The sequence below is a fragment of the Roseibium sp. MB-4 genome (genome assembly GCF_053005265.1).
In genome coordinates this window covers 1,484,435-1,508,621 of record NZ_JBRKQB010000001.1, presented here as the reverse complement: position 1 = coordinate 1,508,621, position 24,187 = coordinate 1,484,435, and the positions used below count along the sequence as shown (strand labels likewise).

The window sequence follows — 24,187 nt, the reverse complement described above, 5'->3', positions numbered from 1 at the left end:
CAATGAAACGGCTCCTTGCGTGTCTTTCGCTGGTCTTGTGTGTCCTGTCTGGGCCTGCACTTGCCATCTCACCGGATGAAATCCTGGAGGACCCGGCACTGGAAACGCGGGCCCGGGCTTTGTCGGCTGAGCTCCGCTGCATGGTCTGTCAAAACCAGTCGATCGATGACAGCGACGCGCCGCTCGCCAAGGACCTGCGGGTTCTGGTGCGCGAGCGTCTGGTCGCTGGGGACTCAGACGCTCAGGTAATCGATTTCCTGGTCGACCGGTATGGCGAATTTGTTCTTTTGAAGCCCCGATTTGCCTGGCACACGTTCTTTTTGTGGGCCGCCGGGCCCCTTGCTTTGATTGCCGGTATAGTAGCCATCGTGATCACACTGCGCCGCAGACAAACGACAGCCGTTGCCGCTGGGATAAACCAGCCGGTGCCGAAATTGTCGGAAGAAGAAGAAAAGCGCTTGAAAGCGCTGCTGTCTTCAAAAGATCACAATTGATCCGAACGGCATTCGCTCAGATCATCTTGTGTGAACGCACTGGTCACGGCCTTGACACCAAGGCGTGACTTGTTTGCCCTTAAGCTCTCCTTACCTGTGCAGGGAAACAAGACTGGAGGGCCGGGCGTTGGCACAACAAGCACAAAAACTGGAATTTGAAGGATCGCAGGGCGCACACCTTGCTGCGCGGCTGGATCTGCCGGCCGGGCCCATCCGTGCCTTTGCGCTGTTCGCTCATTGCTTCACCTGTTCCAAGGACATCGCTGCCGCACGGCACATCGCCGGCGCTTTGAGCGCAGAAGGCGTTGCTGTTTTGCGGTTCGATTTCACCGGACTTGGCGGCAGCGGCGGTGATTTTTCCTCAACCGGGTTTTCCTCCAATGTCGAAGACTTGAAGGTCGCGGCGGATTTCCTGCGCAAGAATTATGAAGCGCCGCAGCTTCTGATCGGCCATTCGCTTGGCGGCGCGGCCGTTCTGTCTGTCGCCAAAGACATCCCCGAAGTGCGGGCGGTCGTCACGATTGGTGCGCCATCGGAAGCCGGTCATGTCGTGCATAATTTTGCTCATGCGATCAATGATATTAGGGAGCAGGGCGCCCTAGAGGTTGATCTTGCCGGTCGGCCCTTCACGATCCGGCGCGAGTTTCTGGCGGATTTGGAACGCCAAGCGGTGCTCTCACACACTGCAGAACTCGGAAAAGCACTCCTGGTCATGCATGCGCCGCTGGACGAAACGGTCGGCATCGACAATGCCAGCGAGATCTTTCTCGCCGCCAAACACCCAAAAAGCTTTGTGTCGCTGGACAAGGCCGATCACCTGCTGTCCCGCAGTCAGGATGCGGAATACGCGGCAAAAGTCATTGCCGGATGGTCCAGCGGCTATTTGGATCCGATTGTTGAACCGGACGCCAGCGCTAGAGGCGACGGCGTGGAAGTCATCGAAACCGGGCAGGGCAAGTTTCAGGCACTCGTCGCCAGTGGACATCACCGGCTGATCGCCGATGAACCGGAAAGCTTTGGCGGCTTTGACAGCGGCCCGTCGCCCTATGGTTATCTCTCCGCGGCGCTGGGAGCGTGCACGGTCATGACGCTGCGCATGTATGCCGATCGGAAGGGGCTGGACATCGACCGGATCGGGACGACGGTGCTGCATGACAAGGTCCATGCAGCGGAGTGCGAGGACTGTTCGGAAGAACAGAAGACCCGAGGTGGCAAAATTGACCGTTTTGAGCGGTTGATCACGCTGGAGGGCGATCTCGATACAGCAACCCGCACACGGCTGCTCGAGATCGCGGACAAGTGCCCCGTTCACAGGACGCTGGAAGCCGGGGCAGCTGTCGTCACCCGCGAAGTCGAAACGTAGTCGTTGGACGTTTTTTGAGGTCTATGCAGCTTCGGCGCGTTCGGTTGCCTTGAGCTTGATTTTCATCAGGTTCAACAGCCGGCGGGCGTCGGTATCATCCAGCATGTGGTAGTTTGTCAGCCATTTGCTGCCGGTGCTCTCCGGAAACTTCAGATGCTTGCAACGCTCCTTGCAGATTGCCTGGAACTCCTTGGCACCAAGGCCCGTTGCCCGGCAGATGGTCGCAATCCCGGTGCTGTCAAACCGGACCATCAGGTTGTGGACATACTTCATCTGCATGCCGGAGAAGAAGGAAAGCAGGGCGACCACATCGAAGAGATTGTGTTCCACACTGCACTGGTAGACAGCCTTGTTGAGCGTGGTCTTGCCCATCTTGATGCCCATGACCCAGGCTTTCGGGCTGATTTTGGACGGACGGCGCTGCAGTTCGCTGCCAGCGGCGATTTCACCATCATCCTTGAAGAGGTCTTCCAGAAGCTCTTCGTTGGACTTGCGCAGGTGGCGGATCCGGTCGCCCATCTGTTTGGGCATGTCTTTGACCAGCGCCTCAAACTCCGGCATCTCGATCTCTGCGCCAAGATTGCAGGCAACGGTTTGCTTGACGTCCTTGTCTCCACGCGAAATCAGGATCTTGGTCACGTCTTTACTGACGTGATCGCGTTTGGCGAGCGCGAGGAGAAAGTCCTGACCCTTGGTTTGGGCCAGTTTGACGATATCTGCTTCGGACAGCGAGGTGGAGCGCTCCAGAACCGCCTGGGCGATCGGAATTTCCTCGTTCGCAAGGGCTGCAGCAAGGGTTGAGGACATGGCAGAGACGTCTGCCAGCTTGTCTGACATCTCCTGCTTGGCGTCATCGCCAAGAGACGTATAAACGCCTTCCAGCATGGAATTCAGCAACTTGGTCTCTTCGGAGGTGGTGGTAGCATCATCACGCGCTGCGAGCAGCCCGGTCATGTGAGCTGCCAACTCGTGCTTTTTCTGCGAGGAGCTTGCCTTTGCAAGTTTAAGAAGCGAATCGTCCATAACAAATCCTACCAACAGCAAATATTGCCGGAAGTTGTAAAAAAAGATCTAAGCAAGGCGTTCCGCAAGGGCAGATGCGCGGGCTGCTTGACCGCGGAGAGCGGATGCGCGATGGGAACGTTATGACCGATCAGCCAATACTCTATTCTTTCCGGCGCTGCCCTTACGCGATGCGGGCAAGACTCGCAGTGATGTCCAGCGGATTGACCGTGGAATTGCGGGAAATTGTACTGCGCGACAAGGCACCCGAATTCCTGGAAACATCTCCTTCTGCAACGGTTCCGTGTCTGAAGTCGGGGACGCAAGTGATTGATGAAAGCCTCGACATCATGGTCTGGGCATTGGAGCAATCTGACCCGGACAATTGGCTTGAACCGGAAACGGGGAGCCTGGACGATATGCGTGCCTTGATCGCAACCTGTGACGGGCCGTTCAAAACCCACCTTGATCGCTACAAATACGATACGCGGTATGCAGATGCGGACAAGACGTCTGAGCGGTCCGCAGCGTCCGAGTTCCTGAAAGAGCTGGATCGGCGGCTAGACGGGCGTGCTTGGCTCTTCGGAGCGCAGCCCTGTTTGGCAGACTTTGCGATTCTGCCCTTCGTCAGACAGTTTGCGAATGCGGACCGCGACTGGTTCGATTCTCAAGACTGGGACAACCTGAAAACATGGCTGGTCACTTTCGAGAAATCCGACAGCTTCGAGGCCATCATGCCTAAGTTTTCCAAGTGGGAAAACGGCGATGCGCCAATCCTTTTTCCGTGATTTGTCAGATATTTAAGCCGCTGCCCGGCTGAGCTTCTAGCAACCTTACAAAAACGTAATCCATCCGACAGGCGCCTGTAAGGGAGCCTTTCCTATCTTCAGTTTCGACCAGGAAACGCACGTCCCCGCGTGGTCCTGAATGAATTGACCTCCAGTCAAACTGTCGAAAAAGGAAGAATAGATGGAAAATCGTCGGTCAAGCTCCCCTTTGCGGTCTCGCCGCGCCAAACTGCTGGCCGGTGCAGTCGTACTCGGTGCGGCCGGTCTCATGACCGTGCAGACCATTGTGCCGGCGCAACTGGCACAAGCAACGCCAGTCCGGATCGATAACGCCGCACCTGCCGATTTCTCTGATGTCGTCGGAGCAGTGAGTCCGGCTGTTGTCAGTGTGCAGGTTAAGCAGGCTGCAGAGCCCCGGATGATGAATTTCAACGGCGGCAACAACTTCCGTGACTTCTTCGAGGATCTGCCGAACGGTCATCCGTTCGAGCGTTTCTTCCGTGACTTCGGCGAACGTGGCGGCGAAGAAGGCCGGCCGCAACGCCGCGCGCCGCGCCAATACGGCATGTCCCAGGGGTCCGGCTTCTTTATCTCCGCGGATGGGTTTGTTGTGACGAACCAGCACGTGATCGACAAGGGCACTGAATTCACAGTGATCGATCACGAAGGTGAAGAGTATGAGGCTGTCCTGATCGGCGCTGACAAGCGCACGGATCTTGCGCTTCTGAAAATCGAAAGCGGCAAGGACTTCACCTATGTCGACTTTGCCGATGAGGCACCAGAAGTCGGCGAGTGGACCGTTGCCATCGGCAACCCGTTTGGTCTCGGTGGATCGGTAACTGCAGGTATCGTGTCTGCACGTGGCCGTGACATCGGCGCAGGTCCCTATGACGACTTCATCCAGATCGATGCTCCGGTGAACCGCGGCAACTCAGGTGGTCCGGCGTTCAACATGAACGGTGAGGTCATTGGCGTGAACGCTGCGATCTTCTCGCCGTCCGGCGGCAACGTTGGCATTGCATTCGCCATCCCGGCCTCTACGGCTCAGGATGTCATCATGGAACTGAAGGACGGTGGCACGGTCGTGCGCGGCTGGCTCGGTGTTCAGATCCAAAATGTGACCGATGACATTGCCGAAAGCCTTGGCCTTGATGAAGCACACGGTGCAATCGTTTCTGAAGCCCAGGAAGGCAGCCCCGCCGCCAAGGCAGGTCTGAGGTCCGGTGACACGATCCTGGAAGTAGAAGGCGCGAAGGTCGATGGCCCGCGCGATCTATCCAAGATCATTGCCGCCTATGACCCGGACACCACAGTGGAAATCACCGTTTGGCGCAACGGCAAGGAGCAGGACATCGATGTGACCCTCGGTCGCCTGCAAGATCAGCAGCAAGCTGCTGCCCAGCCGGAAGCTGTGGAACCTGAAAACACCAGCCTGGACGACATGGGTCTTGTCCTGACGTCCAAGGCAGATGCGGGCCTTGAAGGCAACGGCGTCCTGATCGCCGACATTGATCCGGACAGTCCGGCCGCTGAGAAGCGCCTCAGCCGCGGTGATGTGATCCTTGAAGTTGCCGGCATGCCGGTCAACTCGCCGGAAGACGTCATCAAGGCGGTGAAGAAGGCGGAAGAAGATGGCCGCAAGGCAGTCTTGTTCCGGGTCGAAAGCAACGACAACACCCGGTTTGTGGCTCTGCCCATGAACCTGGCCTGATCAGGGCCGGTCCTGCACCGGCATCTGAGAGCAAGACCGGTCTGCCCTCTGCCCCCAACCCCGACGGGCCGGTCTTGCGAATTGATGGCTGGCAACAGTGTTCACATCCGCATTGTTGCCAGCCCTTTTCTTTATCCTCTCACTCGCGGTAAAAGAGAGCCATGTTGCAGATTCTTGTGATTGAAGACGACCACGAAGCGGCCAACTACCTTGCCAAGGGTTTGAGCGAGCTTGGTCACAGGGCGGACAAGGCGGACGACGGTGAGACCGGTCTGCAAATGGCGCTTGATCGCGACTACGACATCTTGATCGTTGATCGTATGTTGCCCAAACGCGATGGCCTCGCCGTGATCGAAGAACTGCGAAAAAGCGGCAATCACACGCCGGTCCTGATCCTTTCAGCGCTCGGTCAGGTTGATGACCGCGTCACCGGCTTGAAGGCCGGTGGAGATGATTATCTGCCAAAGCCCTATGCTTTCACAGAATTGCAGGCGCGCGTCGAAGCGTTGGCACGGCGTCCGAAGTCTGCCAGCCAGGTGGAGACCACCTACACGGTCGGTGACCTGACGCTGGACCGTATGGCCCACTCCTGCCGCCGCGGTGACATGGAAATCCCGCTACAGCCACGCGAGTTCCGTTTGCTGGAATATCTGATGCAGCACGCGGGCCAGGTTGTGACCCGGACAATGCTTCTGGAGAATGTCTGGGAGTATCATTTCGATCCTCAGACCAACGTCATCGACGTCCACATTTCGCGTCTGCGCGGCAAGATCGACAAAGGGTTCGACGTACCGCTGCTCCACACGATCCGCGGTGCCGGATACACAATCCGTGACACGGCTCACTAGGTTTACCCGGACAACAGCATTCAAGCTGTCACTGCTGTACATCGCAGTGTTCACGCTGTTGTCGGGCTTTCTGCTTGTCTACATTTCCGAAAATACAGACCACCTGATGTCGGAACAGGTGGTTCAGACCATCGACGCCGAGCTCAAGGGCTTGTCGGATATCTATGTTCGCGGCGGTGTGCGCGATCTGGTGGAGACCATCGACCGGCGGTCGCGCCATCCAGATGCCAGCCTCTACCTTCTTGTTGATTTTGCAGGCAATGCCCTGGTTGGCAACATCGCCCGCCTTCCAACAACTGTTCTGGAAGAGGCCGACGGCGGTATCCGCCGGGTTCACTACACCCGCCTCGGGCAAGACAGCCCGGACACGCAGCGCCAGGCAATGGTCCGGACCTTTGAGTTGCGCGGCGGATTTCGTCTGCTGGTCGGTCGTGACCTTGGCGAACAACTTCGGTTTTCTCATCTTCTCGGCAATGCACTTCGCCTGTGGCTGATTGTCGTCGTCGCCATGGGTGCGATTACGTGGCTTTTTGTCAGCCGGCGCGTGATGAAGCGGATCGACGAAATCACCGACACCAGCCGAACGATTATGACCGGCGATCTGACCGGACGATTGCCGATTGCCGGCAATGATGATGAGTTTGACCGGTTGGCCGTCAGCTTGAACACGATGCTCGACCGGATCGAGCTTCTAATGCGGTCCATGAAGGATGTGACCGACAACATCGCCCATGATCTTAAGACGCCGCTCACACGCTTGCAGACCCGCGTGGAGACAGCCTTGCGCCAAGCGGAAGGGCAGAACTGCTACAAAGAGGCCCTTGAAGAAACGCTCAGTGAAACTGACCACTTGCTGAGGATCTTCAACGCACTTTTGCGGATCGCCCGGATCGAATCCATGGCGCCTGGAGAGGTCATGGAGCGGACTGATATCAACAACCTTGTCAATGAAGTCTCCGAGCTCTACGAGCCGCTGGTTGAAGATGAATGGGGCGTGTTGGAGACCCAAGTATCCGACGGTCTCGAAGCCATCTGCCAAAAAGATCTGGTGTTCCAGGGGCTGGTCAACCTGATCGAGAATGCCCTGAAGTACGGACGCCCGAAGGATGGAGAGTTCCGGATCAGGATTTCTGCTGAAGAGCATGAGAGCCGTGTGGTGTTGAGTGTCTCCGACACAGGTCCCGGTATCCCGGAAAAGGATCAGGATCGGGTCAAAGACCGGTTTGTCCGTCTTGATGAAAGCCGCTCGGAGCCCGGAACTGGTTTGGGATTGAGCTTGGTCAAGGCCGTTGCCCGCTTGCATGGTGGAGAGTTGCAGCTCACAAATGGGGACCCGGGCCTTGTCGCCCGGATCGATCTTACCCGGGCCAAACCGGGAAGCAGCGGGAGCAGCAATGGGCACGGCGGAAAATCAGACGGGGCAGAGCCAAAACCGGAATGAGCCGGGGCAACATCAGCCGCTTATGGCGCGGATTTCGATCATTCCGCCCGTTGCAGACCCTGATTACGCGCAGCTTTTCCTGAACGATATCCTTGCCCAGCCCGAGGCCGGCGCAAATGTGAAAGCGCTGCTTGAGGACAAGCCCGATCTTGCGCGGCTGCTGCTTGGCGTCATCGGAAACTCGCCGTATTTGCGAGACCTGATGACGGCCAATGCCGCACGATTGCTGAGTATCCTCACCGATTCACCAGAACGGCGGCTCGCAGACTTGCTGGAAGCAGCCCAGGAAACGACCGCTGAAGACGAGGCCGGGATCACACGGGCGCTTCGCCTGTTGAAACAGGATCTGGCCTTGACGCTGGGACTGGCCGACATCGGGGGTGCCATAGATCTTGATCAGGTCACCCACGCACTTGCAGGCTTTGCAGATGCAGCGCTGACCGCATCGATTCGGTTCTGCCTCAATGACTTGACCCGCCGCGGCAAGTTTGAGCCGAAGGATCCGGAGAAACCGGAGGTCGACTCGGGCCTGATTGTGCTCGCCATGGGTAAGCATGGTGCAAATGAGCTGAACTACTCCTCCGACATTGACCTCATTGTGCTGTACGAGCCGGACAAAGCACCCATGGCTGGATCCGCCGAGGCCCCGGTAGAGTTTGTACGGCTGACCCGGCGTCTCGTAAAAATCATGCAGGATCGGACGGCGGATGGGTACGTGTTCCGCACAGACCTGCGTTTACGGCCGGACCCGGGGGCCACACCGCTGGCCATGTCGGTTCCCGCAGCTCTTGTCTATTACGAGTCGCTTGGCCAGAACTGGGAGCGCGCGGCGCTAATCAAGGCGCGGCCCTGTGCTGGCGATATCCCGGCTGGTGAGGCTTTCTTGAAGGAAATCGTGCCGTTCATCTGGCGCAAGTATCTCGACTTTGCAGCGATTGCCGACGTGCAATCGATCAAGCGCCAGATCCACATGCACAAGGGCCATGGCGCAATTGCGGTTGCTGGCCATAACGTCAAACTTGGCCGTGGCGGCATTCGCGAGGTCGAGTTCTTTGTTCAGACACAGCAGCTGATCGCCGGTGGGCGCAATCCGGAACTGCGCGGTCGCCGAACCCTCGACATGTTGCAAGGGCTGACCCAGGCCGACTGGATCCGCCCAAAGGCACGGGATGAACTCACCAGCGCCTACCGGTTTTTAAGGACCGTCGAACACCGCATCCAGATGCTCAATGATGAACAGACCCAGCTCTTGCCCAAAGATGTCGAAGGTTTGACCCGGATCGCGTCCTTGATGGGATACGACACGCTGGATGCTTTCAAAACGGATCTGCTGGGTCATTTCCAGAACGTTCAGCATCACTATGCGGAGCTGTTTGAAGATGAGCCAGGGCTCTCGTCCGAGACAGGCAACCTGGTGTTCACAGGCGATGACCATGATCCGGACACGCTGGAAACCCTGTCGAAGCTTGGCTTCCAGCAGCCAGCGGAAGCTGCCGCCATCGTCAAGGCGTGGCATTTCGGGCGGTATCCGTGCACTCGCTCGACAAAGGCCCGCGAACGTCTGACAGAGATGCATCCGGCTTTGTTGACTGCTCTTGCAGCCACGGATAACGCAGACGCAGCGCTCCGCGCTTTTGACAGTTTCATGGCCAAACTGCCGGCCGGGGTGCAGCTGTTCTCACTTCTGCGCTCCAATCCGCAACTCCTCACACTGCTCGCGACAACCATGGGCGCGGCGCCGCGCATGGCGGACACGGTGTCCAAACGGGTGCATGTCCTGGACGCGGTTCTGGATCCGGCATTTTTTGGTGCCATGCCAAGCGTTGACGAGTTTAGAGCCGGACTGGACCGGACACTGTCACAGTCGCAGTTCTATGAAGAGGCTCTTGATCGGGCCCGCATCTTTGCGCAGGAGCAGCAGTTCCTCGTCGGTCTGCGCCTGATCTCCGACACGCTATCCGCGGACCGGGTCGGTTTTGCGCTCGCCCGTCTTGCAGAGGTCGTGGTTGACCGGATCATGACGCAGGTAATCGCTCATGTCGGCGAGACCCATGGAACCGTGCCTGGCGGGGAGGTTGCTGTTCTTGCCATGGGCAAGCTCGGCGGTCGTGAAATGACTGCGGCTTCTGATTTGGACCTGATCCTGCTTTATGAGGCGCCGGAGGATGTCAAACAGTCTGACGGAAAACGGCCGCTTGCCATCAGCCAGTATTACACGCGCCTGACCCAGCGGCTGGTCACGGCCTTATCCGCGCCAACAGCGGAAGGGTCCCTCTACGAAGTTGATTTCCGCTTGCGTCCATCTGGCAATGCGGGACCGCTTGCCACCAACCTGGACGGCTTCATTGCCTATCAGGAAAAGGATGCCTGGACCTGGGAGCACATGGCTTTGACGAGGGGAAGGGTGATCGCGTCGACGTCCGATGCCTTCAGGCAAAAAATCCAGGACAGCATTTGCGGAACATTGGTTCAGCCGAGAGACCTGAAACGCCTGGCCGATGATGTCCGCTCGATGCGGGCGAAAATTGAAAAGGAAAAGGGAACCAAGGACATCTGGGACTTGAAACAGGTCGCCGGCGGTCTGGTCGATATTGAGTTCATCGCACAGTTCCTGCAGCTCGCAAATGCATATGAGAGCCGAAGTGTTCTGGCTCAAGGAACCGAACAGGCTTTGGAGAACTTGCGGGACAGCGGCTTTCTGGAAATTGGAGATGCCGGAAACCTTCTAGAGGCCTTGCGGCTCTATCACCGCCTAACCCAGGTTCTGCGGTTGGCTTTGTCTGGAAAATTTGTTCCTGCCGATGCCCCGCGCGGTGTGCTCGATCTACTGCTTCAGGCTTCGGGCAGTCCGGCTTTTGAGCGCCTTGAGGCTGAGTTGAATGAGATGCAGCAAGGTGTTCGGGCCATCTTTGAACGGCTCGTTGGCCCCGTCGAAATCATCGAGGCCACGCTAACATCGCAGTAAGTAAATGCCCCTTTGCCATGCTCGCTGGTCATAGGCCGCGCTCAAAGGCAAAGGGGCCGAAATGTGTTTATCCGCGGCCTGCGTTCATGCCGCCGTCGTGTTCTTGACCGAAGAAAGTGCCGCCCAGCTGGCCGCCGGTGCTCGAATTTTCCGCGACTTTCTTGATGCGCTCGGCTTCTTTTTTGATTTCAGCTTCGCGTTTTTCACGGTCTGTCATCATGTCTCCTTTCAGTTTCATGAACTGAACAAACGCGCGAAGCCGAACTTGGTTCCAAAGAAATCTAGGATGCGGCCTGTAGATGCCTTTAAGTGGTGGTTTCATCTGGTGCACTTAAGGCTTGTTCGCGTGCGCGCGTTCGTGTAGGGACAGCATCGTCCGGCGGCCTCAGTCTCAGCGCGCATTTAATAAATTTGCGCGACCCATTTGTATTTCCCGGAGTATATCAATTGACTTTCCCGACTTCTGACGCGATCCGCAATCCGGAGCGCACAGCGAAGCTTTCTTTGCAAAACGGCCGCAGACTGGTGTGGTCCGAATGGGGGCCGGAGACCGGGCAGCCAGTTCTATTCATCTCAGGGGCCGGAACTGCTGGGTCGCTTGGCTTTGGCGCTGACTGTCTCGATGAACTGAACATTCGCCTGATCGCTCCCGACCGGCCGGGCCTTGGCGGCTCTGACGCGGACCCCGGCAAAACCCTGCAAAGTGTGGCTGATGATTTTGCCGACCTGATCGGACATCTCGGTGCTGGTGCAATCCCTGTTGCCGCCGTCTCGCAGGGCGTGCCTTTCGCTCTGGCGCTCGCGGCCGGTGGGCCGATCAGCCGGCTGGCAGTGGTCTCCGGGCAGGACGAACTGTCCCGGCCGGAGTTCTTCAATGGTTTGCCCGACCAGCTTCAGAAGATGGTCCGGGATGCCGAACAGGATCCCAAGGCATTGATTGCCATGCTCGAAGGCTTTGCCGATCCGGATAGCTTTTTGGAGTTCATCATCTCAACGAGCTCCGAGTTGGATCAGGCGATCTATTCGTCCGAACCGTTTCACTCGGCCTTCAAATCCGCTCTGGAACGCGGGTTTGCGCAAGGGCCGACCGGCTATGCCCTTGATACGGTTGCCGCGATGGGACCATGGACATTCAATTGGGACGCAATCACCTGTCCCGTGGATCTTTGGTACGGCGGCAAGGATGCAAGCCCGGTTCACTCGCCTGATGGCGGAGCGCTGATGGCATCCCGCCTCAAGCACGCGAACCGGCATTTCTTTGAGGACGAGGGCGGTTCACTGCTCTGGACGCGATCACGGGATATTCTCAAAGCGCTCGTTTCGAAACAATAGCCGGCCCAGCCGCTGACAAAAACCTAGAGCCGCGGAGACCATCACGCTCTGCGGCCGTATCTTTCGGATAATCGGGCTGTTTCGTTGGCAGCCTAGGCTGGAAGATCCAAGGTCTTGGATCAGGCGGACTGCGCGATCTGAGTGCTGTCGGTGCGGGCCAGCGGCAGCGAGAAGCTGACAATCGTCCCTTTCTTGACCTCAGATTCAATGTCAAGTTTTCCGCCATGCAGTTCAACCAGGGACCGGGCAATTGCAAGTCCGAGGCCGGATCCCTGGTGCGTCTTGGTAAACTGGTTTTCCACCTGAACAAACGGCTTGGCCAACCGCTCAATATCGCGCTCCGAAATGCCAATCCCGGTATCGGCCACTTCAAACCGGACCCTGTCGCCGCGCGGACGTGCCTTCAAGGTGACGGTTCCATTGTCCGGGGTGAATTTGACGGCATTGGCGAGGAGGTTGAGGAGCACCTGTTTCAGTGCGCGTTTGTCGACATCGACGTGGAGATTGTCGGCAACGTCTGCAGAGATCACGATGTTTTTTTCCGAAGCGGCGCCCGTGATGATCCGCGCTGCGTCTTCCGCTGCCTCGCTGGCGCTGACCACCTCGGTTTCGATCGACATCCGTCCGGCTTCGATTTTCGACATGTCGAGGATGTCGTTGATCACATTCAAAAGGTACGTGCCGGAAGAATAGATGTCCTTGCAATAATCGGCATACCGGTCTGTGCCGAGCGGACCAAACATTTCCTGCGTCATGATATCGGAAAATCCGATGATGGCGTTCAGCGGTGTCCGCAGCTCGTGAGAGATATTGGCGAGGAATTCAGACTTTGCCTGGTTGGCCGCTTCTGCGCGCGTCTTTTCTTCCTGATACTTCTCGGCCATTTCGGAAAGCTGGCGCGTCTGGACTTCCAGGATCTTGCGGGATCGCTGCAGGTCTGTGACCGTTGCTTTCAGGCGTTTCTCAGATTCCGTCAGGCGCTCTTCGTGCTTTTTCAGCGCGGTGATGTCGGTGCCCACAGACACGAAGCCGCCGTCCTTGGTCCGGCGTTCCGAGATTTGCAGCCAGCGGCCATCTTCCAGCTGAGCTTCATAAGATCCTTCCGGTCCGCCCTGACGCTTGCTGAGTTGGATCGGCTGCGGAGAAGCCGGCCCATTTTCGGCTGCGGCGAGAACATCCTTGTAAGGGGTTCCCGGCTTGACGGCGCTCGGCGGGAGGTTGTGCAGGGACTGATAGTTGGAGTTGCAGATCACCAATTCGTTGCGGGTGTTCCAAAGGACAAACGCCTCGGAGATTGTCTCGATCGCATCGCGCAGGCGTAGGTCTGCCATCTGGCTCTGTTCTGCAAGTAAATGCTGCTCGGTTATGTCGAGGCAGATGCCGATAAGGTGCGGCTCGGCCCGGCCTGGATCAACCTGGATTTCGCCGCGTGCCCGCAGCCAAATCCAGCTGCCGTCAGCGTGGCGCATGCGGAATGTCTCGTCGACCAGCGTTTCACCGCTCTCCAGGAGGTGTTCGGCAAGCCCGAGAAGGTCGATGTCATCCGGGTGCGTTAGGTCGGAGACTTCTGAAAAGCTCAAGATGTCATCCTTGGGTTCCCGGCCGAGGAGTTCATAAAGAGACGAAGACCAGAACATGCGGCCGCGCGAGAGATCCCAATCGAAGAGACCGCAGCGGCCGTGGGTGAGGGCAGTGTCTATGCGGGCCCGTGTCGCCGCATAGTTCTCGTCGGCCTGTTCGGCGCGCGAGGCTTGGCTGAAGAATCCGTAGATAATAGCCAGAAGCACCAGCGACACACCGACATACAAGGTGACATTCGCAGAAAGTGAACCGCGCCAGTCTGCGAACACGACCGACTCTGGCTGCAATACCGCAATCATGCCGAGTTGACCGTCGAGATGGCGCACGGTTGCAAGCACGGGTTCCGAACCGTCACGGCCGGTCAGGTTCACCGGAATGGACAGAACGCCTGCGCGTTCGCCGAATACTGTCAGAGGTTGCGCCGGACCGAGGAGGTCGGTCAGCGGGCGGCCCTCCAGAGAAGGTTGGAGCGGTGCGGACGCTGCGATGTTGCCGTTCGTGTCTGAGATCAGGAAGATGCGGCCCTTGCTGGTCGCGCCAGTTGGCAGGCTGTCTGCAAGGATGCGCTTCAGTGTTGTCCGGTAGCCCGCTGTCGGAAGGTCTTTCCCGGAAGCATTGAGCGGAGCTGCAACAACCGAGGCCATGAGGCTGAGGGTGGTCTCCGCGTCTGTGCGGGCGGCTTCATGTTGCCCGACCAGTTCACCTGTCCGATACATGGCAAGGAAAACGAGAAACAGGATGGCGAGAGCCGGGATCAGCCGCCGCATCATGCTGTCAGAGCGTTCAAGGTGGTTATGGGCGGAAGACACGAAGTTGCGCCAGAGCGCTCTTTGTACGCCTGCGCTGGTTTTACGTCCTGAATCCTTAGCGCTGCGCCGCCCGGTAGCGGAGCCCGCAAATGCTCTTGACATAGGAAGTGTGCCTCAATTCCGTCGCTCCGAAGCCGAGCTCCGAATCACTTCCATTTGAATCAAATCGTCAGTATTTGTCTAGAGTCGCAGAAGAATAAAATGGTTAACAAGGCTCGCTTTTACCAGAGCTCTTGTTAACGTTTCCAAATATAGCAACTTACTGCAATGTCCGCTCGACAATGTCACGACAGTCTCTCGACAGTTCTTCGCTTGAAGAAACCCTCAAGAGGGCAGATTCAGCAAGGGATGATCTCCGCTCTTCCAAAGCTCTCCAGGAGCGGAAGCTTGTCAATAATCGCGAGGCCACCTGCGGATTTCTTTTGTCAATCTCCAGAACTGATTCGGCAATAAGCTTGAAACCCTTGCCGTCAGGGCGTGAAAACTGTGTCGGGTTCCCGGTGGCAAAGGAGTGCAGCACGGCGCGGACGCGGTTCGGATTGCTGGGCTCATAAAGCGGATCGGCGATCAAGTCCTGCACCATTTGGAGCGTGTCGTCGCGCGGGGCTGTCGCGCGTGCGGCGAACCATTTGTCCATGGCAAGGGCGCTCGTTTTGTGGCGGGTGCGGAACGCTTGCAAGGCCTCGATTGCCCCATCGAAGCCGTGGTGCACGAGCAAGGTCAGCGCCATGATCCGGTCGGTCATGTTGTTGGCGTTTTTATACCGGTCATTGACCAGGCCAACAGCATCTGGATTGTTTGAGTGGGCATGATAGTGCAGGGCCCGGTTGGACAGAGCGCGTTTTCCGGCAGAGGCTGCGTCCGGGGAAAATGCGCTGTCTTTTGCGTAATCCCGCGCCAATGGCAACAGAAGGGATTGCAGCTCATCTGCAATTTCGGCAATCAAGCCGGACCGGGCGATATGAATAGCATCCGGATCAACGTTGTTGCCGATCTCCTGGGCAGTATCTGTTTCGCTTGGCAACGTCAGCGCCTGGGCTTTGAGGGCAGGATCGAGACGGTCGTCCTCCAGCACGGTTTGCAGAACGGCAACAAGATCTGCAGCGCTTGCGAAATCCGTGTTGCGGCGGACAGCTTCAGTACGCGCAAGAAGGGTCTGTGTGGCCAACGTCTGGACGGCTTGCCAGCGATTGTAGGGGTCGCTGTCGTGCTTTGCCAGGAACGCTAAGTCGTCAGCCGACTGGTCCTGGGTCAGACGGACCGGAGCAGAAAAGCCGCGCAACAGGGAGACCTTCGGGGTGTCAGGCACATTTTGAAAGGTGATCGTTTGCGTCGGTTTCTTAAGCAGAAGAATTTCGCCAACGACATCCTTTCCATCTGCCGTCGAGACCTCAAGATCCTGACCATTGGGCCCAAGAAGGCCAAATTTCAGTGGGATCACGGTCGGCTTTGCCGATTTTTGTCCCGGCAATGGCGGGATCTCCTGGGAGAGAGTCAGTGTGAAGCTTTTGCTGTCTGGATTGTGGGCGGTTTTGACGGACACGGTCGGTGTGCCGGCCTGTTCGTACCAGAGTGAAAACTGCTCAAGATCGGTGCCGGTGGCATCTTCGAAACACTTCAAGAATGCTTCTATCGTTGTGGCTTCGCCATCGTGCCGGTCGAAGTACATGTCCAATCCGGACCGGAAGCCGTCGTCGCCGAGCAGCGTTTGCAGCATCCGGACGACTTCGGCGCCTTTTTCATAGACCGTCGCGGTGTAGAAGTTGTTGATTTCCTGATAAGAGCGCGGTCTCACCGGATGGGCCAGCGGGCCGGCGTCTTCAGGAAACTGGTGCATCTTCAAGAGTTTTACGTCCGCAATCCGTTTGACCGGACGCGAGCGCATGTCGGCTGAAAACTCCTGGTCCCGGAAAACGGTGAGGCCTTCCTTCAGGCACAGCTGGAACCAGTCCCGGCAGGTGATCCGGTTTCCGGTCCAGTTGTGAAAATACTCGTGGGCGATCACGGCTTCGATATTGGCGTAATCCTGATCGGTGGCCGTCTCCGGATCGGCAAGCACGTACTTGTCGTTGAAAATGTTGAGGCCCTTGTTCTCCATCGCGCCCATGTTGAAGTCCGACACGGCAACGATGTTGAAGACATCAAGATCATATTCTCGGCCGAAAGCCTCTTCATCCCAGCGCATAGATCGTTTGAGCGAATCCATGGCCCAGTCGCAAAGCGCTTCCTTGCCATGTTCAACGAAGATGTTGAGCTCGATCGGGTTGCCGGACGCGGTGGTAAAGCTGTCCGTGATCTTTGCCAGGTCCCCGGCCACCAGAGCAAACAGGTAGGCCGGTTTGGGGTGGGGATCGTGCCAGACGGCAAAATGCCTATCGGTGCCCGCAACCAAGCCAGTCTCAATCAGATTTCCATTCGAAAGCAGAACTGGGCACGCATCGCGCAGGGCTTCCAGCCGCACTGTGTAGACACTGAGGACATCTGGGCGGTCCGGAAAATAGGTAATGCGGCGGAACCCGTCGGCTTCACATTGGGTGCAGTAGGTGCCGGATGACCTGTAGAGCCCCATTAATTGCGTGTTCGCATCCGGATTGAGTTCGGTGGTTATGGTCAGTGTGAACGCGTCACCGTTTGGCGGTGTCAGTTCAAGCGCAGATGGTGTTACGTCGTACGCGTTGCTTTGCAGAGATTCCCCATCAACCGCGATCGACAGCAGTTTGAGGTTGTCGCCATCCAAGATGAGAGGCGTGCCGGGTTTCGTATCCGGTTGGCGGGCAATTTTGAGCTCAGAAATGACGTTGGTGGCCGTGGGATCCAGGAGAACATTGAGGTTTGCGGTTTCAATGCGATAGGCCGGCGGCTGGTAGTCTTCCAGCTTGATGGGTGTCGGCGTTTCAGATGGCATTCATGTCTCCGCGTGCGTCTCTGCCGGATCGGGAAGTTCAATATGCTCCCTTGCAACGTTCGCACACGTTCGTCAATCGTCCGGCCTTGGCTCGAGACTGGATGATGTGTGGTCTATGTGCTAGTGTTTTAGAATAATTAAGTAAAATCAATTGTTTCAATGTTGTGCTGAAGGCGATTGCGGTTTGCGGAACAATATGGGATTGCCGACGTGACGATCTCCGTGCCATCGTTTCCGCGGGTTGATCCTTTGCTGGGAGATGTGTGGTGTCAGACGAAAACACAAACGATTCAGGATCTGACTCAAAGATCGATTACAACACCAAGCACGTCTACTTTTACCTGCCCAAAGTGCCGACAGAGGATGGGGAAGTTGCCGACAACATCGACCTTGGGGCGATGTTACGCCTCGGCGGGTACTGCGATCTGGAGCAGCAAGCTCACAAGCTTCCAGCAGACGAGCTACATTACTACCCTCAAAAATATATCGATACGCAAGGGGCTGGCAGCGAAAACATCTTCAAGAAATCCGCCGGCAGCAGCACCGAGTCCAGCCACGGCATTCTAATGGCCTGTGACGGGCATTTTCTTTTGAAAGCTGCCGAAAAGATGTTCGTCGAAACCGGGGACCACCATCTGCAGGTCAATGGCGATTACGAGCACGACACCACCGGCAGCGTGAATGTTCAGTCCGGCGATATCATGACCTTGAAGAGCGGCGCCAACAAGAAGCTGACGCTCAACGCAGGCGACAAAACCGGCGATATGGAATTGCTCGCCAACAACAAGACAGAAACGGTGCAGGGCGACAACAACAATAATACGTCCGGCAACAAAACCGACTCTACGAAAGGAAACAACACGATCACCACGTGGGGGCTGACAATGACCTACAGTCTCGACGTGGCTTATTCCGCGTTTGCAGCGGGGCAGATCGTTACGTCCTCCTGGGGGCTCCAGCTTTATCTCGCAACCCTCGTCAAGGTTTATCCGGTTTCCGAAGTTGTACTTGCCGGCATGCGGTTTCAGGCAACTGGTCTGAACATGGCAAGTGTCCAAACCCAAGTTGGCTACAAGGCATTGTCGGTCGAAAGCCGTATCGCGAACTTGCGCAGTGATCTGACGAAACTCGATGGTATCGGAATGAAGATCCAGCAAACCGACCTGGAGGAGTCAGACCACATTCTCAAAGTCCGATCGGAGATCGCCCGGGTGAACAGCGGCGAAGTGGAAGCGAGCACGAAGGGTGTTGTGGTCTTCGTATAATTCAGATTTCCCATGAGAACATTTGAGACCTGTGCTTCGCTTGGCTTCATTGGTGCTGCCTGAAGCTCACTCCTGTCGTGTAGAAGTTGGGTTCGAACCTAGTTCGTCCTCAATTTTAGGTGGTCAAGCCAGTTGCGTTCTATCCAAGGTGAATGCAGACAATAGCAGTATTTAATCGACCGATTGCTCGCACAACGATGCCTGTGCCATCGTCTCGGTGGGCTGTATCTAAGCTGGGAGGCGTGCGGTGTCTGACGGAAACACAAACGATTCAGGATCTGACTCAAAGGTCGATTACAACACCAAGCACGTCTATTTTTACTTGCCGAAAGTGCCGACGGAAGATGGTGAGGTCCCAGACAATATCGACCTTGGGGCGATGTTGCGGCTGGGCGGATATTGCGACTTGGAGCAGCAAGCCCAGAATGTCCCTTCAGATCAACAACATTATTATCCGCAAAAACACATCGAATCTCAGGGCGCGGGTAGTGAAAACATTTTCAAAAAATCAGCGGGGAGCAGCGATCAGTCCAGTCATGGCATTCTGATGGCCTGTGACGGGCATTTCCTTCTGAAGGCCGCAGAAAAGATGTTCGTCGAAACCGGGGATCATCATCTTCAAGTCAATGGAGATTATGAGCACGAAACAACCGGCAGCGTGAACGTTCAGTCCGGGGACATCATGAGCCTCAAGAGCGGCACCAACAAGACACTGACGCTCAATGCAGGTGACAAGACCGGTGATATGGAGTTGCTCGCCAACAACAAGACGGAAACGGTGCAGGGCGACAGTACTGACAACACCACAGGCGATAGTACGAGTAACACGAGCGGCAACAGCAACTGGTTCACCAAACTGTTCAAAACTAGTTTCGTCGGGAAGATCAGCCTTTCTGGGATGCTTGGTGGTCAGATCGTTCTATCGACATGGGGGCTCCAAGTTTACGGCGTTACACTCATAAAGGTCTATCCGGTTTCCGAAGTCGTGCTGGCCGGGATGCGGTTTCAGGCAACCGGTCTTAATGTAGCAAGTGTTCAGACCCAGGTTGGTTATAAGGCATTGTCCGCTGACACCTTCGCGGCAAAGGTCAGTAACGTTCTTACTGGCTTGGTCGATCAGCAGATTCGGATCACTCAGGCGACGTTAACAACGCAGCAGCGAGCAGTGCAGGCCAACGTGGATGAGCTTCAAGCCAGGCAAGTCGAGATGGACGCGAACATGGTCGGTGTCATCGCATTCCTTTGAGCCTCTCCATCCGACCCAGGGCGCCCGGCCGTTTCCAAGTCTGCCCGTTCCGCTTTGACCTCGCTGGCCAGCCGGTCTATGCAGTGCAAACACTTTGCACAGTCAGGACTTTTTGCATGAGCCGCTTGGACAGTTTTATCCGCCGGATGACCTCTCAGAAGATCATTCTTGAGTACCTTGTCGACAAGGTGAACGAGGTTGAAGGGCCCATTCTGGAACTGGGTCTGGGCAACGGCCGGACATACGATCACTTGCGGGAAATCTATCCGAACAAGGAAATTTTCGTTTTCGATCATGCCTTGACCTGCCACCCGAGCTGCGCACCGGATGCAGAGCACATGATCCAGGGCGACATTCGGGACACGCTGGCGTTCTGCGGTCCACGCGTTGGCGGCAAGGCATCTTTTGCGCACATTGATATCGGATCCGGTGATCCGACGACAGATCTGGCGACTGTTCATTGGCTCGCGCCGATGATTGACGAGCGGATGGCGGTTGGCGGTTACATCCTGACCGGTTTGGAGCTCAAACTTCCAAATTTTGAGTATTTGCCGAACCCAGAGGGAATCAAGGCGGACCGGAACTTCATTTACCGCAAGACTTCCGAAGCTTAATAACAGCGGACATCAAGGACATACCAAATGACTGCGCCGCTCAAAGGCATTAAAGTCGTCGAACTGGCCCGGATTTTGGCGGGGCCGTGGATTGGTCAGACGCTTGCGGATCTCGGCGCTGATGTGATCAAAGTCGAAGCCCCGCAGGGCGACGATACGCGAGGATGGGGCCCGCCGTTCCTGACCACAGAAGACGGTGAGCCGACCGATGCGGCTTATTTTCATTCCTGCAACCGTGGCAAGCGCTCGATCACGGTCGATTTCCGGACCGAGGAAGGTCAGGAAGTTGTTCGCAAACTCGTTGCTGATGCAGACGTCCTGGTCGAGAACTTCAAGGTTGGCGGACTGGCCAAATACGGACTTGATTATGAGAGCCTTTCAGAGGTCAATCCCAAGCTGATCTATTGTTCCGTAACCGGCTTTGGTCAGGACGGACCTTACGCCCACCGTGCCGGATATGACTTCATGATCCAGGGCATGGGCGGCATAATGGACCTCACCGGCGATCCGGATGGGTCCCCGCAAAAGATCGGCGTTGCCTTCGCTGACATTTTTACTGGCCTTTACGGTGTGATCGGTGTGTTGGCCGCGCTTCGCCGCCGGGATGAGACCGGGGAGGGCGAATGGGTCGACATGGCGCTTTTGGACGCCCAGGTCGGTGTTCTGGCAAACCAGGCGCTCAACTATTTCGTGACTGGCAAAACCCCAAAGCGGCTGGGCAATGCGCACCCCAACATTGTGCCGTATCAAGTCTTTCCTGCCAGTGATGGCCACCTCATCATCGCGGTGGGCAATGACGGGCAATACAAGCGCCTGTGCAGTGTGCTCGGCCGTCCGGAGCTTGCAGACGATCCGAAGTTTGCGACGAATGCCGCTCGGGTTGCATCCAGAACGGAATTGGTTGCAATCCTGACGGAAGAGACCGCGGCGCGGGCGCGGGACGATCTCCTCGCAGCTTTGGAAATGGAGGGTGTTCCAGCCGGTCCGATCAACTCGGTGCAAGACGTCTTTGAAGACAAGCAGATTAATCACCGGGAGATGAAAGTCGACCTGCCTGCAACGGATGTGGAGGGTGGGGCTGTAACATCAGTCCGGACACCAATCCGGTTCAAGAACGGGTCGCTTGTCCTTGAGCGGGCTGCACCCGCACTTGGTGAACACACCGCCGAGATCCTGGCTGAGCTTGGTTTGACGGACAAAGGCTGATCTTGATGAGCGCGCCGTTGAAGGAGACTGACTTCCTCAAGATCCTGAACGAAGAGCTTTTGTCGGACAATTGGGGCAAGGTCACTAAGTACACGCTTGATTACCGGCGCCGGGACGGAACCTGGCAGTGGCAGACCCGCGAAGTCTATGACCGGGGCCATGGTGCAGCGTGTTTGTTGCACAATCCGGAAACCGGCTGTGTTCTTCTAACGCGTCAATTCCGCTTGCCCGTTTGGCTCACTGATGGCTCCGCAGCGTTCATCGAGGCACCGGCTGGCCTGCTTGAAGGTGCGCACCCGGAAGAGCGGATGCGTGCGGAGTTGATGGAAGAAACCGGCTTTGAAGTGTCGGAGCTGGAACATCTCTTCGATCTGCAAATGAGCCCCGGGTCCATTACGGAGGTCTTGTCCTATTTCCGGGGCAGCTATCAGGAGCGCCATCAGACAGGCGAGGGGGGCGGTGCTGAAAGCGAAGGAGAGGACATCGAAGTGCTCCATATACCACTGGAAGAGGCGCTTCAGATGGTGTCCGATGGTCGTATCCGGGATGCCAAAACGGTGATTCTCTTGCAGGATCTGGAACTGCGTGAACTTCGGGCCGCAAAAGACTGAAGCCGCAGGGGAAACAATTGGATGGTATTCTTCGCGGCGGCTGCCTTAATTTGAAGGCAACTGTCAGGCATTACGATTTTAGGCAAACTCAGGACGGAGCCAGATGGCGCTGAATTTTCGCAAACCCCGGCGTGTCCGGCTGCAGCTGACGACGATCGTCGGGCTCGGCTTCGGTGGGTTTGTGGCATTGGCCATCGGATTGGTCCTGGCCCTCTCAGTGACCGCCAATTTCCAGAACACCTTCTCCTTGTTGAACGACAAGACGATCTTGAGCACACAGTCGCTTGAGACCCAGGTGCGCACGCATTTCCAGTCAGTTGAAAATGCGGTGGTTGGCCTGAAGCCTTTCTTTGAAGACGGCACCTTGTCGATCGAGGATCGCAACCGGATCTACGAAGATTTCTCCATTGCACTGCAGACCAACACGGACCTGACCACGCTGGCGATCACTTATGCAGATGGCCGACGTCTCGGGGTCTACAGGGCAAAAAACGGCAAACTGTGGCGGATCAATTCGGACGCGCCGCCGCCCGGCATGAGAGATGAAGTCGTCCCGGTGCTCTCCGCTGACAGCCCACCGACATGGGGCCCGATCATGCGCCATGAAGTGGGACTTTTTGCTAACGTCTCCGCGCCGCTCGTTCATGATGGTGAAATGTTTGCCGTGCTGACGGCGGCAACCACGATGGAAAATCTGTCTATCATCGTTGCCAGCCAGGATGAAGGCGTCAACAACACGGTGTTCATCCTCGATGGCAACGGAGATGTCTTGATGCACTCCGATGCGGACTGGATTCAGACCGGCGGCAGCATTGCCGAAAATCTACCGGGGTCATGGGACACAATTGGTGACCCGGTCTTGGCCGCCATGGGCGATGAAACAAAACTCGAAGAGTTTGAGCGCGCTTCAGAACTCGGGATCGACGTTTCAATCATTGAAGCGGCCGAAGATGAGTATTTGATGATGCGCCGGATCGTCCCTGGCTTCAGTGATCAGCCTCTGACGGTTGGGCAATACTATCTTGGCGCGACGGTCTCGCGGGAGGTGAGGCGATTGGCAGGATCCGGCTTTGTCGGACTGGGCGCTTTGGTCATCTCCGTCCTCATCGCGATCTGGATGGGGCGCCGGGTCTCCAGACCGCTGCGCAACCTTGCACGTCAGTCCGAGCGGGTCGCGACCCTGTCGCTTCAAGACGTTGAGCCACTGCCGCGCAGCCGCGTCGTGGAGATGGATCAGGTCGCCTCTGCCTTTAATGCGATGGTGGAAGGCCTCAAGGCCATGAACACCTATGTGCCGCGATCCTTGTTTATCAAGCTCATGCGCCTTGGCGGGCAAAAGGCCGCCGAGGCCCGCAAGGCGGAGCTGACGATCCTCTTTACCGACATCGTGGGTTTCACGGCGCTTTCTGAAAACATGAGCGCTGAACAGGCTGCCGCGCTTCTCAATCAGCATTTTGCAATTTTGGTCGATGCGGTTGAAAGCGAGGGCGGTACGGTCGACAAGTTCATGGGTGACGGGATGCTGGCATTCTTCGGTGCGCCGGATGATCAGCCGGATCACGCAGAAGCAGCCGTCCGGACAGCCCGGCGCATTGCAGCCGCCCAAATGCAGGCAAACGAAACGGCCAAAGCCGAAGGTGATGTGACGCTGAGGATGCGGATCGGGATCCACACGGGACCGGTGTTGGTTGGCAATGTTGGCGCTCTGGACCGGTGGAACTACACGGTGGTCGGCGACACCGTGAACGCGGCGGAACGGCTGCAGCATTTGGGCAGGGAAGTGGCCGGTGAGCCGGAGATCACAATTCTGGCAAGCGCAGACACCGTATGCCGGTTGCCGAATGAACACAGCCAAACAGAGGTCGGCGAACACTACCTGCGCGGTCGGTCCGGGCGGATGGAGGTCTATTGGCTGGCGCCAAGGGCAACCGACGTGTTGCCCGCAAATGAAGCATCGGAAGCGCCGGTTTCCGCAGCGGAGTAACCGCCTTCAATTCGTAACGTGT

18 protein-coding genes are annotated in these 24,187 nt (G+C 57.0%); 14 read left to right on the top strand and 4 right to left on the bottom strand.

The genetic code is table 11. The features are described from left to right. The first annotated feature begins 2 nt into the window (after window positions 1-2). Both ACVDG4_RS06990 and ACVDG4_RS06985 read left to right on the top strand, forming a co-directional pair. Window positions 3-494, top strand: coding sequence for a cytochrome c-type biogenesis protein (locus ACVDG4_RS06990; RefSeq protein WP_447234493.1), 492 nt, complete (start codon window positions 3-5; stop codon window positions 492-494). 127 nt (window positions 495-621) lie between these two features. Next, window positions 622-1,857 (top strand): bifunctional alpha/beta hydrolase/OsmC family protein, encoded by a 1,236-nt coding sequence (locus ACVDG4_RS06985; RefSeq protein ID WP_447234492.1) that lies wholly within the window; start codon window positions 622-624, stop codon window positions 1,855-1,857. Between the two features lie 21 nt (window positions 1,858-1,878). On the opposite strand, the gene ACVDG4_RS06980 is transcribed toward ACVDG4_RS06985, so the two are convergent. Then, complete coding sequence (locus tag ACVDG4_RS06980) at window positions 1,879-2,880, bottom strand: DUF2336 domain-containing protein (RefSeq protein ID WP_447234491.1); 1,002 nt, start codon at window positions 2,878-2,880, stop codon at window positions 1,879-1,881. A gap of 104 nt (window positions 2,881-2,984) precedes the next feature. On the opposite strand from ACVDG4_RS06980, the gene ACVDG4_RS06975 reads away from it, so the two are divergent. The 5 genes from ACVDG4_RS06975 to ACVDG4_RS06955 all read left to right on the top strand — a co-directional run bounded on the left by ACVDG4_RS06975 (window position 2,985) and on the right by ACVDG4_RS06955 (window position 10,612). Then, window positions 2,985-3,647 carry a glutathione S-transferase gene (locus tag ACVDG4_RS06975; RefSeq protein WP_447234490.1) on the top strand — a complete coding sequence of 221 codons (663 nt, stop codon included), beginning with the start codon at window positions 2,985-2,987 and terminating at the stop codon, window positions 3,645-3,647. 181 nt (window positions 3,648-3,828) lie between these two features. Next, the gene (locus ACVDG4_RS06970) at window positions 3,829-5,358 is read left to right on the top strand and encodes a Do family serine endopeptidase (protein WP_447234489.1); all 1,530 of its coding nucleotides are present in this window, start codon (window positions 3,829-3,831) and stop codon (window positions 5,356-5,358) included. 161 nt (window positions 5,359-5,519) lie between these two features. Beyond that, a complete protein-coding gene (locus ACVDG4_RS06965) occupies window positions 5,520-6,206 on the top strand; it encodes a response regulator transcription factor (RefSeq protein WP_008190545.1) in 687 nt (228 codons plus the stop codon). Continuing rightward, window positions 6,190-7,647, top strand: a complete 1,458-nt coding sequence (locus tag ACVDG4_RS06960) for a sensor histidine kinase (RefSeq protein WP_447234488.1) — start codon at window positions 6,190-6,192, stop codon at window positions 7,645-7,647. The genes ACVDG4_RS06965 and ACVDG4_RS06960 overlap by 17 nt, the downstream gene beginning before the upstream one ends. Before the next feature lie 22 nt (window positions 7,648-7,669). Continuing rightward, entirely contained in the window at window positions 7,670-10,612 is a 2,943-nt protein-coding gene (locus ACVDG4_RS06955) for a bifunctional [glutamine synthetase] adenylyltransferase/[glutamine synthetase]-adenylyl-L-tyrosine phosphorylase (protein ID WP_447235091.1), read from the top strand. Between the two features lie 67 nt (window positions 10,613-10,679). Here the strand turns inward: ACVDG4_RS06955 and ACVDG4_RS06950 are convergent, their stop codons facing one another. Next, window positions 10,680-10,829: a hypothetical protein gene (locus ACVDG4_RS06950; protein WP_447234487.1), complete on the bottom strand. Its 150-nt coding sequence runs from the start codon at window positions 10,827-10,829 to the stop codon at window positions 10,680-10,682. 230 nt (window positions 10,830-11,059) lie between these two features. On the opposite strand from ACVDG4_RS06950, the gene ACVDG4_RS06945 reads away from it, so the two are divergent. Beyond that, window positions 11,060-11,944 (top strand): alpha/beta fold hydrolase, encoded by an 885-nt coding sequence (locus ACVDG4_RS06945; RefSeq protein WP_409690607.1) that lies wholly within the window; start codon window positions 11,060-11,062, stop codon window positions 11,942-11,944. 119 nt (window positions 11,945-12,063) lie between these two features. On the opposite strand, the gene ACVDG4_RS06940 is transcribed toward ACVDG4_RS06945, so the two are convergent. Both ACVDG4_RS06940 and pepN read right to left on the bottom strand, forming a co-directional pair. Then, the gene (locus ACVDG4_RS06940; RefSeq protein WP_447234486.1) at window positions 12,064-14,436 is read right to left on the bottom strand and encodes a PAS domain-containing sensor histidine kinase; all 2,373 of its coding nucleotides are present in this window, start codon (window positions 14,434-14,436) and stop codon (window positions 12,064-12,066) included. 157 nt (window positions 14,437-14,593) lie between these two features. Further along, a complete protein-coding gene (gene pepN / locus ACVDG4_RS06935; protein WP_447234485.1) occupies window positions 14,594-17,239 on the bottom strand; it encodes an aminopeptidase N in 2,646 nt (881 codons plus the stop codon). A gap of 266 nt (window positions 17,240-17,505) precedes the next feature. On the opposite strand from pepN, the gene ACVDG4_RS06930 reads away from it, so the two are divergent. From ACVDG4_RS06930 to ACVDG4_RS06905, 6 genes are all read left to right on the top strand, one after another. Further along, a complete protein-coding gene (locus ACVDG4_RS06930; protein ID WP_306146559.1) occupies window positions 17,506-18,504 on the top strand; it encodes a hypothetical protein in 999 nt (332 codons plus the stop codon). 247 nt (window positions 18,505-18,751) lie between these two features. Further along, the gene (locus tag ACVDG4_RS06925) at window positions 18,752-19,750 is read left to right on the top strand and encodes a hypothetical protein (RefSeq protein WP_447234484.1); all 999 of its coding nucleotides are present in this window, start codon (window positions 18,752-18,754) and stop codon (window positions 19,748-19,750) included. 116 nt (window positions 19,751-19,866) lie between these two features. Then, window positions 19,867-20,364, top strand: coding sequence for a class I SAM-dependent methyltransferase (locus ACVDG4_RS06920; RefSeq protein ID WP_133950929.1), 498 nt, complete (start codon window positions 19,867-19,869; stop codon window positions 20,362-20,364). A gap of 27 nt (window positions 20,365-20,391) precedes the next feature. Next, a complete protein-coding gene (locus ACVDG4_RS06915; protein ID WP_447234483.1) occupies window positions 20,392-21,570 on the top strand; it encodes a CaiB/BaiF CoA transferase family protein in 1,179 nt (392 codons plus the stop codon). 5 nt (window positions 21,571-21,575) lie between these two features. After that, a complete protein-coding gene (locus tag ACVDG4_RS06910; RefSeq protein ID WP_447234482.1) occupies window positions 21,576-22,181 on the top strand; it encodes an NUDIX domain-containing protein in 606 nt (201 codons plus the stop codon). A gap of 103 nt (window positions 22,182-22,284) precedes the next feature. Continuing rightward, the gene (locus ACVDG4_RS06905) at window positions 22,285-24,165 is read left to right on the top strand and encodes an adenylate/guanylate cyclase domain-containing protein (protein WP_447234481.1); all 1,881 of its coding nucleotides are present in this window, start codon (window positions 22,285-22,287) and stop codon (window positions 24,163-24,165) included. The last annotated feature ends 22 nt before the right edge of the window (window positions 24,166-24,187 follow it).

Bases quoted from the DNA above. Each gene is read 5' to 3' on its own strand.
- ACVDG4_RS06940 (WP_447234486.1), bottom strand. From the start codon at position 14,436: ATGTCAAGAGCATTTGCGGGCTCCGCTACCGGGCGGCGCAGCGCTAAG.
- ACVDG4_RS06980 (WP_447234491.1), bottom strand. From the start codon at position 2,880: ATGGACGATTCGCTTCTTAAACTTGCAAAGGCAAGCTCCTCGCAGAAA.
- ACVDG4_RS06920 (WP_133950929.1), top strand. From the start codon at position 19,867: ATGAGCCGCTTGGACAGTTTTATCCGCCGGATGACCTCTCAGAAGATC.
- ACVDG4_RS06910 (WP_447234482.1), top strand. From the start codon at position 21,576: ATGAGCGCGCCGTTGAAGGAGACTGACTTCCTCAAGATCCTGAACGAA.
- ACVDG4_RS06990 (WP_447234493.1), top strand. From the start codon at position 3: ATGAAACGGCTCCTTGCGTGTCTTTCGCTGGTCTTGTGTGTCCTGTCT.
- pepN (WP_447234485.1), bottom strand. From the start codon at position 17,239: ATGCCATCTGAAACGCCGACACCCATCAAGCTGGAAGACTACCAGCCG.
- ACVDG4_RS06950 (WP_447234487.1), bottom strand. From the start codon at position 10,829: ATGACAGACCGTGAAAAACGCGAAGCTGAAATCAAAAAAGAAGCCGAG.
- ACVDG4_RS06975 (WP_447234490.1), top strand. From the start codon at position 2,985: ATGCGCGATGGGAACGTTATGACCGATCAGCCAATACTCTATTCTTTC.
- ACVDG4_RS06905 (WP_447234481.1), top strand. From the start codon at position 22,285: ATGGCGCTGAATTTTCGCAAACCCCGGCGTGTCCGGCTGCAGCTGACG.
- ACVDG4_RS06970 (WP_447234489.1), top strand. From the start codon at position 3,829: ATGGAAAATCGTCGGTCAAGCTCCCCTTTGCGGTCTCGCCGCGCCAAA.
- ACVDG4_RS06915 (WP_447234483.1), top strand. From the start codon at position 20,392: ATGACTGCGCCGCTCAAAGGCATTAAAGTCGTCGAACTGGCCCGGATT.
- ACVDG4_RS06955 (WP_447235091.1), top strand. From the start codon at position 7,670: ATGGCGCGGATTTCGATCATTCCGCCCGTTGCAGACCCTGATTACGCG.
- ACVDG4_RS06965 (WP_008190545.1), top strand. From the start codon at position 5,520: ATGTTGCAGATTCTTGTGATTGAAGACGACCACGAAGCGGCCAACTAC.